Annotated in this window: 12 protein-coding genes; 9 read left to right on the top strand and 3 right to left on the bottom strand. The window is 62.3% G+C overall.

Going from position 1 to position 10,346, the window contains the following annotated elements:
- The 4 genes from KBY93_RS10090 to KBY93_RS10075 all read left to right on the top strand — a co-directional run.
- Window positions 1-192: hypothetical protein (locus KBY93_RS10090; protein ID WP_255094237.1), on the top strand; the 192-nt coding region annotated here is incomplete at its 5' end.
- A 722-nt stretch (window positions 193-914) separates the two neighbouring features.
- Window positions 915-1,271, top strand: coding sequence for a hypothetical protein (locus KBY93_RS10085; RefSeq protein WP_255094236.1), 357 nt, complete (start codon window positions 915-917; stop codon window positions 1,269-1,271).
- Window positions 1,272-1,311: 40 nt separating this feature from the next.
- Complete coding sequence (gene speG / locus KBY93_RS10080) at window positions 1,312-1,893, top strand: spermidine N1-acetyltransferase (protein ID WP_255094235.1); 582 nt, start codon at window positions 1,312-1,314, stop codon at window positions 1,891-1,893.
- A gap of 144 nt (window positions 1,894-2,037) precedes the next feature.
- Complete coding sequence (locus KBY93_RS10075; protein ID WP_255094234.1) at window positions 2,038-2,670, top strand: hypothetical protein; 633 nt, start codon at window positions 2,038-2,040, stop codon at window positions 2,668-2,670.
- Between the two features lie 36 nt (window positions 2,671-2,706).
- Here KBY93_RS10075 and KBY93_RS10070 read toward each other — a convergent pair whose 3' ends face one another.
- The gene (locus KBY93_RS10070; protein ID WP_255094233.1) at window positions 2,707-3,456 is read right to left on the bottom strand and encodes an SIMPL domain-containing protein; all 750 of its coding nucleotides are present in this window, start codon (window positions 3,454-3,456) and stop codon (window positions 2,707-2,709) included.
- Between the two features lie 303 nt (window positions 3,457-3,759).
- On the opposite strand from KBY93_RS10070, the gene KBY93_RS10065 reads away from it, so the two are divergent.
- The 4 genes from KBY93_RS10065 to KBY93_RS10050 all read left to right on the top strand — a co-directional run bounded on the left by KBY93_RS10065 (window position 3,760) and on the right by KBY93_RS10050 (window position 7,290).
- Window positions 3,760-4,185 (top strand): hypothetical protein, encoded by a 426-nt coding sequence (locus tag KBY93_RS10065; protein ID WP_255094232.1) that lies wholly within the window; start codon window positions 3,760-3,762, stop codon window positions 4,183-4,185.
- A 90-nt stretch (window positions 4,186-4,275) separates the two neighbouring features.
- The gene (locus KBY93_RS10060; RefSeq protein ID WP_255094231.1) at window positions 4,276-4,776 is read left to right on the top strand and encodes a hypothetical protein; all 501 of its coding nucleotides are present in this window, start codon (window positions 4,276-4,278) and stop codon (window positions 4,774-4,776) included.
- Between the two features lie 137 nt (window positions 4,777-4,913).
- Entirely contained in the window at window positions 4,914-5,321 is a 408-nt protein-coding gene (locus KBY93_RS10055) for a hypothetical protein (protein WP_255094230.1), read from the top strand.
- A 1-nt stretch (window position 5,322) separates the two neighbouring features.
- The gene (locus KBY93_RS10050) at window positions 5,323-7,290 is read left to right on the top strand and encodes a monovalent cation:proton antiporter family protein (protein WP_255094229.1); all 1,968 of its coding nucleotides are present in this window, start codon (window positions 5,323-5,325) and stop codon (window positions 7,288-7,290) included.
- Window positions 7,291-7,307: 17 nt separating this feature from the next.
- Here the strand turns inward: KBY93_RS10050 and KBY93_RS10045 are convergent, their stop codons facing one another.
- Window positions 7,308-7,679 carry a VOC family protein gene (locus KBY93_RS10045; protein WP_255094228.1) on the bottom strand — a complete coding sequence of 124 codons (372 nt, stop codon included), beginning with the start codon at window positions 7,677-7,679 and terminating at the stop codon, window positions 7,308-7,310.
- Between the two features lie 152 nt (window positions 7,680-7,831).
- Between KBY93_RS10045 and mtnA the strand changes: the two genes are divergently transcribed.
- Entirely contained in the window at window positions 7,832-9,013 is a 1,182-nt protein-coding gene (mtnA, locus tag KBY93_RS10040; protein ID WP_255094227.1) for an S-methyl-5-thioribose-1-phosphate isomerase, read from the top strand.
- 184 nt (window positions 9,014-9,197) lie between these two features.
- Here the strand turns inward: mtnA and corA are convergent, their stop codons facing one another.
- The gene (corA, locus tag KBY93_RS10035) at window positions 9,198-10,334 is read right to left on the bottom strand and encodes a magnesium/cobalt transporter CorA (RefSeq protein WP_255094225.1); all 1,137 of its coding nucleotides are present in this window, start codon (window positions 10,332-10,334) and stop codon (window positions 9,198-9,200) included.
- Window positions 10,335-10,346 lie beyond the last annotated feature (12 nt).

Genomic DNA, 10,346 nt, shown 5'->3' with positions numbered 1-10,346 from the left:
ATCGACTGGCGAACGAGCCTGCTGCTGGAGCCCAGGCTGCCCGCCAATCAACTCATCAGTTTCTGGCCATCTTGCATGACTCTGACTATGCTGGCTTTGAATCTGCCGCGCAGCGGCTTAGTCCAACATCCAGATGCAGAAGACGGGAGCCTTGGCTGTCTGCAATCCCAATCAAGTCCAGCCCGCTTCTGATCTTGGCCGTTGAGAGATGGGAGCAGATGGGAGCACAAGCGATTGCAGCCCAAAGCGGGTAAGCATTCTGTATAGCGTTTCCATTCGCACGCAGACTCGAGTCAAAAGTGGTGGAACAGCCTTGGCGTCAGATCCCGCGTAGGTTGGCTGAGCAGATAGGCATTGTGGTTGGTATCAAGTTGAGCCTGACCACTCATGATTGTGAGTTGGTTCTGAAACCAGCGATTTCCCTTCGCCTCTAGACGGATGATCTGCTGGCTGCCGGGGATGACATCTGATGATCAACATTCCTCTGCAGAAAGCGGAGAGCTTGTCGCACTTGAAGCCTTTTGATATCCTCTCCCTCTATCCCAGGCCGTGGCGAGTTGGTCTGCCTGGAGTTTGCATCAATGTTGTCCAGTGATCTTCCGCATTTGGGGATATCTCTTTGAGGTTCTTTGCCAAAGTGAGTTGGCGTGTCTTGTGTCGTTTCAGCGCATCAGCTGAAGAGCCTCGACTGGTGTAGGAGCTAGGCGAGGGCTACGGCACGAGTTGCGCACAGACTCGATCGAGCGGGTGAGTCCCTTACTCACCCCCCGATCCCAGGATTGGTCGTTCATCGGCTGACCATGCTGTTGTTCGGCAACCTAGTCATTGCCCCGGCGTCGGGATGTCGTTTGGCATGGCGGGGTTCGCTTGCGGCCACAGGACTGGCAGGCTGGTGGAAAGCGGATCCTTTTCCCATGGCTTGTGGTCTTGGCGTGGCGAAGCTGGTGTCGCTGGCGATCGTGCTGTGCCTGCCGCTTGCTGCAACTGCCCAGCCCCAGGCCCAGGGTCAGCCCCTGACGGCGCTGCTGGAGCATGCCAAGGCACGCCTGCTCTACGTGTATGACGGCATCCGGCACGTGGAGGTGCCCCTGGCTGATGGCCGGGCGGTGATCGGCCTCAGCTGCGAGCGCAACAGCTGGACGTTGTTCAAGGTGGAACGCGCCGGTCGGCAGATGTACAGCTTCAGTTCCGACCCAGCCTGGGGTTACCTGCCTGCCGGGCTGATCAGCAGCAGCGGCTTTTGCCGCGATCCTGTGCGCACTGCGGAGTGAGCCACTGGTATGACTCTTACATCCAGGACAGATTGTCGCCATGAGCAGTGATCTTTCGCTTCGCGCGCTTGAACGCAAGGACCTGCGCTTTGTTCATCGCCTGAACAATAATCGACAAATCATGTCCTACTGGTTCGAAGAGCCCTATGAATCTTTTGATGAACTTGAAGAGCTCTACAACAGGCATATTCACGATAACGCCGAGCGTCGATTCATTGCTGAAGACAGCCAGCAGCAGCTTGTCGGACTGGTTGAGCTCATTGAGATCGATTACATCCACCGCCGGGCTGAATTCCAGATTATCATTGACCCTGTTCATCAAGGGAAGGGCTTTGCCAGGGATCTCATCGGCAGAGCGCTGGACTATGCTTTCAGCATCATGAACCTCCACAAGGTCTATCTCCTGGTTGCCATCGAGAACCAAAGAGCGATTCGCCTTTATGAAAGCTGTGGCTTTACCGAAGAGGGTTATTTCGTCAAGGAGTTCTTCAGTGGTGGCCGCTACCAGGATGTGAGGAGGATGTATATCCTCCAGGACAGTTATTTTGAGAGGCTTCGGCAACGCTGCCTGATGCAGCCACAGGGTGAGTGTCTGCGGCATTCACCCGAGCCAACGGCTTGAGCCGTTTCAGGTTTCTGCTCTCCGGCGGCCATGCCAAGGGAGGGTTGCATCGCCATCCCATGGGCCTTTCCCCATGGCTGAACTCCTGCCCCTCTCGCCTGCCTCACACTCACATCCTGCAAAAGCTCCCCGCCAGCGGCGATCATGCCTCCTCACCCCCCGTATTTCCCTTATCCCTCCGAGGTGGCTAACACGATCTACAACCTGTTGTTCTGCGACGACGCCTCAGCCTTCCTGGCACGTTCAGGTGAGGAGCCAGCACCGTGGCAAGCCACTCTGGCGTCGGCTCTGCCGGATCTCCAGGCGCTTCGGACCCTGGCGGCTGATGAGAGCCAGGACGGGCGGATCCGGTACCTGGCCTATCAGAAATTGCGCTATCTCGGTGAGTCAGTGTCTTCCAGACAACTGTTCGGCGTGATCATCGAAGTCCCTCTTGCTGGAGGCCTGGATACGCTGGCGGCTTATTCCGATGGAGGCGTTCGCTACGTCAATCAGAGCGGCAGGATATCTGTGCTCGACGACGCTCCAGCGATGGCGCGCCTGGTTCAGGGCCTCTTCGCGATGTCCCAACCTGTCGTCAACGCCATCGGTCCCTGGAAGGAGGCAAGGCGGGCGCCACCGGAACGCGACAACATCCGCCTGACCTTCCTTGTCTCCGATGGTCTGTACTTTGGCGAAGGTCCGATGAACGTCATGCAGCGAGAACCGATGGCCGCACCCATCATTCAACGGGCGACAGAACTCCTGCAGGCCGTTGTCGCCATCGGGGCGAGGTGACGCCTGACTCTGGGCCGGCCCCTCACTCCACCCGGCTCATTCCACCCGGAAAGTCACACCCATCACAGCGGTGATGTCCTTCTCGATCGTGGTGGTGTCGTAGGAGCCGTAGCTGCTCATCTCTGTGGAGTTGGGCACGGTGATCTGGAAGGAGCCGGTGTCGGCCTGGGTGATCACGCCGATGCGGGAGCCGGCCTGGCGCGCGATCTCGCGGGCGCGTTGCCGGGCATCGCGGGTGGCTTTGGCGAGCATGTCCACCCGCTTTTCGGAGAGCCTGGTGTATGTGTAGGCCGGATCGTTGATGGTGAGAGGCACCCCCTGGCCCACGAGCTCACCGATCTGCTGGGCCACCGTGGCCACCTTCTCCACCTCAGGGCTGCTGATGCGGATCTGCTGGCGGGTGGTGAAGGTGGTGGATTGCAGCACACCGGTGCGTGAGTCGCGCACGTCTGCCTTTTCAGACTTGATCGGGTTGCGGCTGATGGCATCGGCGGCGATGCCCTGCTGCCGCAGGAAGGCGATGGTGCGCTGTACCTCCGGCTGCAGCTCCTGATAGGAGGCCTGCAGGGTCGGTGCGCTCCGGGCCACTTCCACGGTCCAGTCCACGAAGTCGCTGGTGATGCGCTCGGTGCTGGAACCGGTCACGGTGATGGTGTCGTTGCCGCGGCGGATCCCCTTCACAAGCACACTGCTGGCCACCACCAGACCCGTGGCCAGCAACGCCATGGCGAAAACCAGCGGTGGCGTGCGGCGCAGGGTGTTCACGAGCGGGGAGAGTGGACCCATGGCCCCGGGGGTGGCTGAGCTGCCTTTGCAGTCTGGATGGCTGGCAGGAGCGGCGCCATGGGTCTCCATACACCGTCAACGAGAAGTCAGTCAGGCTCACTGATGTGTTCACCAGCCAGTTCGTTGACGAGCAAGCCACTCGCGGGTCCAGGAACTGGCTCAGTTGAGGGTGCTCACGGAGTTGACGTGAAGTGTTCTATCCATTCACTCCGGCCGAGCCTCTTCTCGTCGCGGCTGAGTTCAGGCGTCAGATAATGGGAGCACGGGATGTCTTTTAATCAAATATCCTTGCCCTGCTCAGCCATGTCAAAAGTCATCCAGGCTGGTCTCGCGTATGCCGTCATCGTTCTGGGTGCCGGGTTCCTGCTCGGCCTGCTCAGGGTCCCCCTCGTTGTCCCGCGCATCGGTGAACGATGGGCGGAACTTGCGGAGATGCCGATCATGGCTGTGGTCATCTACTTGGCAGCCGGGCATATTCTTCGCCGCTTTCCTGCAATCTGCTCACCGATCCGCTCGCTGATCACTGGCGGCCTGGCCCTGGTCCTTGTCATTGCAGCGGAGTTAACCCTCGCCATGATCCTTCAGGAACGGTCCATCGCGCAGTCCATCAGCAGCCGAGATCAAGTCTCAGGCTCGGTCTACATGGTCATGCTGTTCGTCTTCGCCGCCATGCCAAGGCTTCGCCTTTCCAGGCATCAGGCCTTCGCCAGCCAGGAGCATGTGGCCTGATCCTTTCTGCCGATGAACCATCGTGAACCTCCCCGGTCCCAGTTGGCCATGGCCGTGGGTATCGCCGCTGTTGTCGCACCAGCGCTGCACTTGACCACGGACGTCTTGGAGTGGTTCCACGGCGGCTTCTCGACAGCCCAGCTCTGGCTCAACTACGTCGCCTTCCTGCCGATGCCCTGGTTGCTTCTCGGTCTCTACGCCGTGTATGAACCGCGGCAAAACCTGCTTGGCCTCATCGGTGCAGGTCTCTATGGAGTTGCTTTCACTTACTTTGCCCACACAACTCTGTATGCCATCGCTGAGGGAATTCCCACCTACGAGGCCTTGTGGTCTCGTTTGGGCACCCTGTACACGGTCCACGGTGCCGTCATGGTGATCGGAGGCTTCCTGTTCGGCTGGTCGGCACTGCTTGCGGGCTGGCGGCCCCGGTGGCCCCTGCTGCTCTTTGCATCGGGTCTCTCCCTGAATCTGCTTCTGGCGCTCATTCCCTCCCCAGACATCCTTCAGACGATCGGTAGTGCGCTCCGAAACAGTGGGCTTATGGCCATGGGTTATGCAGTCTTGTTCCAGCGGCGGCCAGGCACTGCCTGACCCTTCCATCCAGACGCCGTGACCCGGCAAGTCCGGTGCCGTCTTGCCGACAGCACGGTCCTCGGACACCAGGCTGAGATCGTCTCAGGGCTCCCACCTGAGCCCCGGTAGCCTGAAACTTCGCCCGGGCTTCGCCCATGGCTGCATTCAGGCCCCTCCCTGCCCTGGCCCTGGTGGGCGGTTTTGTCCTGGTGCTGATCACAACGCTGCACGTCTGGAACTCACCCGCCCGGCGGCTTGAGCGGCTGCAGCAGGAGGTGGCCCAAAAGGGCGGCCGCGTGTTCAAGACCACCCTCAACGGCCAGGATCTGGCATTTCTGCTCAAGGATTGCAAGCTTTACAAGCTTGAGGTCACCCGCCGCAGTCTCCTCCGCGAGCTGGTGCTCAAGCCCGACTTCTATCCCTTTGCGTTCTGCTTCAAGCAGACCATCGATCGCAAGGGAGACAGCCTGGAGGTCTACCTGCTGATGCAGGCCCTGGGAGCCGGCGGCGGCAATCAGGGAGGTGGAACCTACCGCAGCACCGATGGCCGCACGTGGCAGTGACATGACATCCCTCCTGCTCGACATTGTCGTGATCTTCACGATGTCGGCCGTGGCGGTGGTGCTCTGTCACCGCTTCAGCATTCCCAGTTCGATCGGCCTACTGGTAGCTGGTGTTCTGGCGGGGCCGGATCTGTTCCGGCTGGTGCAGAACGTGCACGAGATCGAACTGCTGGCCGAGATCGGAGTTGTGCTGCTGCTGTTCGTGATCGGGCTTGAGATCTCTCTGGCGGATGTGGCGCGTCTACGACGACACTTTCTGATCGGCGGATCCTTGCAGTTCTTTGGAACGGCAGCCCTGGTGGGGGCGATCTGCACGGGGCTGGGGCTCTCCCCCGGCCAGGGGCTGTATGTGGGCTTCGTGGTGGCGCTCTCCAGCACGGCCATCGTCTTGCGCATGCTTCAGGAGCGTGCCGAGCTGGAAACACCGCATGGGCGCACCACTTTGGCAATCCTGATCTATCAGGATGTGGGTGTGGTTCCGGTGATGCTGATGGCTCCCCTGCTCGCGGGCGTGGGGGCGGCGACGGGAGCAGGGGCGATTTTGGCCCTGCTGGGGAGGATTGCCCTGGTGGCCCTGGTGGCCTGGTTGGCCTGGCGCTGGATCGTGCCCTGGCTGTTGGAGCGCATCACCCGCACCCGCAGTTCGGAAGCCTTTCTGCTCGGAGTGTTCAGCCTTTGCGTGGGGATCGCGATGATGACCCAGTCGCTGGGATTGTCACTGGCGCTGGGTGCTTTTCTGGCGGGTTTCATTCTCTCGGAGTCGGAGTATTCCCATCAGGCAGTGGCGGTGATGCTGCCCTTCCGCGATGTGTTGATGAGTCTGTTCTTCGTGTCGATCGGCATGCTGCTCGACATCCAGTTCTTCCTCGCCAACCCGCTCGATCTGCTGCTCCTCACCCTGGGGGTGGTGCTGGTCAAACCCCTGGTGGCCGCCGGCTCGGCCCTGGTGGTGGGCCTGCCCCTGGGCGGCTCCGTGCTCACCGGCCTGGCGCTCGCCCAGGTGGGTGAATTCTCCCTGGTGGCCACCAAGGCCGGCGTGAGCACCGGCCTGCTCGGGCCAGACATCTTCCAGATCGTGCTCGATGTGGCCGTGCTCAGCATGATGCTCACCCCGGCGCTTGTGGCCGCTGGTCCCAGGCTGGCAGCCTGGGTGGCCACCACCCCACTGCGGCGGCTTGAGCGCCGCCGCCTGGTGCCGGTCAGTTCAGGCAGCACCGATGGCCTCAGCGGCCACATCCTGATCGTGGGCTTCGGCGTCACCGGCGCCAACCTGGCCCGCACGGCCCGCCGCTGCGACATCCCCTATGCCGTGCTGGATGTGAACGCCGCGATCGTGCGCGATGCCCTCAGCGCTGGCGAGCCGATTCACTACGGCGATGCCAGCCAGGAGCCGATCCTGCGTCTGGTGCATGCCGATCAGGCCCGCGCCATCGTGGTGGTGATCGATGATCCCGCCGGTGCCCGGCGCATCGTGGAACTGGCGCGCCGCTTTGCTCCCGACGCCTTCATCCTCGTTCGCAGCCGCTACCTGCGCGAGGTGGAAACCCTGCTGGCCCTTGGGGCCGATGAGGTGATCGCCGATGAACTCGAGGTGTCGATCGAGGTCTTCTCCCGCGTGCTGGCGCGGATGCTCGTGCCCCGCGACGACATCAAGCGTCTGATCGGTGAGGTGCGCGGCGACTGGCGCCAGATGGCTCGCAGCCTCTCGCCGGAGTCAACGGCGGTGAGCGACCTGCGCGTGGCAGTTCCCCACCTCACCACCCACTCCCTGCGCCTGGGCGAGCAGTCACCGCTGGTGGGCCACACCATCGCCAGTTGCGGCCTTCGCGCAGAGCACAATGTCACGATCCTGGCGATCACCCGCACCGGCGAACCCATCACGCATCCCCACGGCCACACTCGCCTGATGGCGGGCGACATCCTCTTCGTGATCGGTCCCGAGGCGTGGGATCCAGCAGGTGTGCGCTGAAGTCGCGACATACGGGATCAACGCATGGAATGGAGCCCGATCGGATTGCCCTCCGTGTCGAGCACCACCGAGATGAAGCCGAATTCGCCGATCGCCATTTTCGGGCGGCAGACCTGACCGCCGGCGGGCACCACGCGGCTTTCTTCCACGGCGCAGTCGTCGCAGCTGAAGTACACCATGGTTCCGCCCTTGCCGGGCTCGCAGCCGGCCATGCGCATCAGCGCGCCTCCGGCGCCCATCTGCTTGTCGTCCATCGGAAAGCACCAGTAGTCCATCTCAGGGTTCGACATGTCCTGGAACTCCACCTGGAAAACCGCGGCGTAAAAAGCCTTGGCACGTTCGATGTCGTGCACGTTCAGCTCGAACCAGGTGACGGGATTGATCGGCATCTCTCGTCTGGCCAAGTGCAGGACCAGCCTAAGCGGCGTTGTGAGACCCTTTGGTCCCAGGTGCTGTCCGCCCTCCCGCTGGGCCGGGTTCACCAGGGCGCTGGCGGACCGTTTGTCAGCATGATTCGGCTTCTGGTGGCACGTGGCATCCGATGAACATCGACGGCAAGGCCTGGCGCACGATCTGGCTGGAGCAGGGTGGCCGCTCGGTGGGGGTGATCGATCAGACCCAGCTGCCCCACAGCTTCAGCATCCGCTCGCTCGCCACGCTCGATCAGACCGCCGAGGCGATCGCCACCATGGTGGTGCGCGGCGCCCCCTTGATCGGTGTCACCGGCGCCTATGGGCTGATGCTGGCCCTGCAGGCGGATCCAGGCGATGCCTCGCTCGCTGCCGCCTTTGAGCAGCTCAACGCCACCCGCCCCACCGCCATCAACCTGCGCTGGGCGCTGGAGCGGGTGCGCGATCGGGTGGCGCCGCTGCCGCCTGCCGAGCGGGCCGCCGCGGCGGCGGCGGAGGCTGCCGCCATCGCCGATGAGGATGTGGCCATGTGCGAGGCGATCGGGGATCACGGTCTGGCCCTGTTGCGGCAGCTGGCGGACGAGCGGCCTCCCGAGCGGCGACAGGAGCCCCTGAATGTGCTCACTCACTGCAACGCCGGCTGGTTGGCCACCGTCGACTGGGGCACCGCCCTGGCCCCGATCTACAAGGCGCACCGCGCCGGGCTGGCCATCCATGTCTGGGTGGATGAAACGCGCCCCCGCAACCAGGGTGCCAACCTCACGGCTTTCGAACTCGGCCGCGAGGGGGTGCCCCACACCGTGATCGTCGACAACGCCGGCGGCCACCTGATGCAGCACGACCTGGTGGATGCGGTGATCGTGGGCACCGATCGCACCACCCGGACGGGTGATGTGTGCAACAAGATCGGCACCTACCTCAAGGCCCTCGCTGCCTTCGATAACGGCGTGCCCTTCTACGTGGCCCTGCCCGCCTCCACCATCGACTGGACCCTCGCCGATGGCGTGGCCGAGATCCCGATCGAGGCCCGCTCCTCCGAGGAGGTGACCCACATCCAGGGGCTGTCCTCGGTTGGATCCGCCGCTGGTGAGCTCGTCACGGTCCAGCTCTCGCCTCAGGGCAGCGAGGGCTTCAACCCCGCCTTCGATGTGACGCCGGCACGGCTGGTGACGGCATTGATCACAGAGCGGGGCGTGGCCCCGGCGAGTGAGGAAGGGCTTCGAGGGCTGTATGGCGAGTTTGTACCCCCACCCACCACATCCGTGCTGCGCCGTCACAGCAGGCGTCGGCGAATACATGGGAGTGGCGCGTGATCGTGTCGGGTACGAACGCCCGGATCGCGGCCGGCGGCATCCGCTTGGCGGCATCGATCCGAAAGCCCCGCACCCCCAGGTTGTGAGCGCTTGCAGGTAGGCCCGCCGCTGCGTGTTCACCCAGCTGGGCCCCGAGGCGGTATTGAGCAGGCCGCCAGCGAAGCCAGGGCGCAACGCTATGCCCTCAGAGCCACTTCCGACGTTTGAAATACATCACCAGTACTGCCCCGATCAACAGCATCACGGCCAGGATGGCGTGGTATCCGAGCGGCCACTTCAGTTCCGGCATGTTCTCGAAGTTCATGCCGTACACACCGGCGATGAACGTGAGCGGGATGAAGATCGATGACATGATCGTGAGGGTCTTCATCACCTCGTTCATCCGGTTGCTGATGCTGGAGAGGTAGGTGTCGTGCATGCTGCCGAGAATATCGCGGTAGGTTTCCACCATGTCGATCACCTGGATGCTGTGATCGTAGAGATCACGCCAGAACACCTTCGTGACGGGCCGAAGAATCGTTGATTCGCTCTTCTCAATCGCTCCAAGCACTTCGCGGCACGGCCAGGCGGCCTTGCGCAGGCCCAGGATGCCGCGTTTTAGATGGTGAATCTCATTCATGTCACCTTTCTGCGGATTATCCAGGATCCGGTCGTCGATCTCCTCGATGCGATCGCCAACGCGCTCAATCGCCAGGAAATAGTGATCCACGATCGCATCCATGAGGCTGAAGGCGAGATAGTCGGCCTTCATCAGGCGCACCCGCCCCTTGACAGCGCGCAGACGCTCCCGCACGGAATCGAACACGTCCCCCTCGTCTTCCAGAAAGGTGAGCAGATAGTTGCTGCCTAGGACCATGCTCACGTTCTCTGTAGCGATCGTCTGGCTTGCCTCACTGAACTCCATCATCTTGAGCACGATGAAGAGATAGTGAGGGAAATCTTCGAGCTTGGGGCGTTGTGCCGTGTTCACGAGATCTTCCAGCGTCATCGGATGGAGGCCGAAGTGCTCTCCGATTGCCTGGATCACGCCGATGTCGTGAACTCCGTTCACGTTGATCCAGACCACGCTGCTCTCATCGATGTTGAGGTCGAAGCAGTCATGTAGCCCGACATCCGGAAGTTCTTTAAGCGTCTCTGCGTTGAAGTCGAAGATCTCGATCCGCGGTCTGGCGAGCTTCTGCTCGCCGATGAACACCATCGTGCCCGGGGCCATCCCGGCCTTGTGGGAGCCTCGCCTGATCGTCTGCGCGATGCTCTCGCCTCGCACTTTGCGCTTCTGGTCTCCAACTGGGCTCGAACGTTTTCGCGAGGAACCTGGCATGGCGTGTTCTCC

The organism is Synechococcus sp. J7-Johnson, assembly GCF_024345795.1.
Taxonomy (GTDB): Bacteria; Cyanobacteriota; Cyanobacteriia; order PCC-6307; family Cyanobiaceae; genus Regnicoccus_A.
This window is presented reverse-complemented; position numbering and strand designations above follow the sequence as displayed.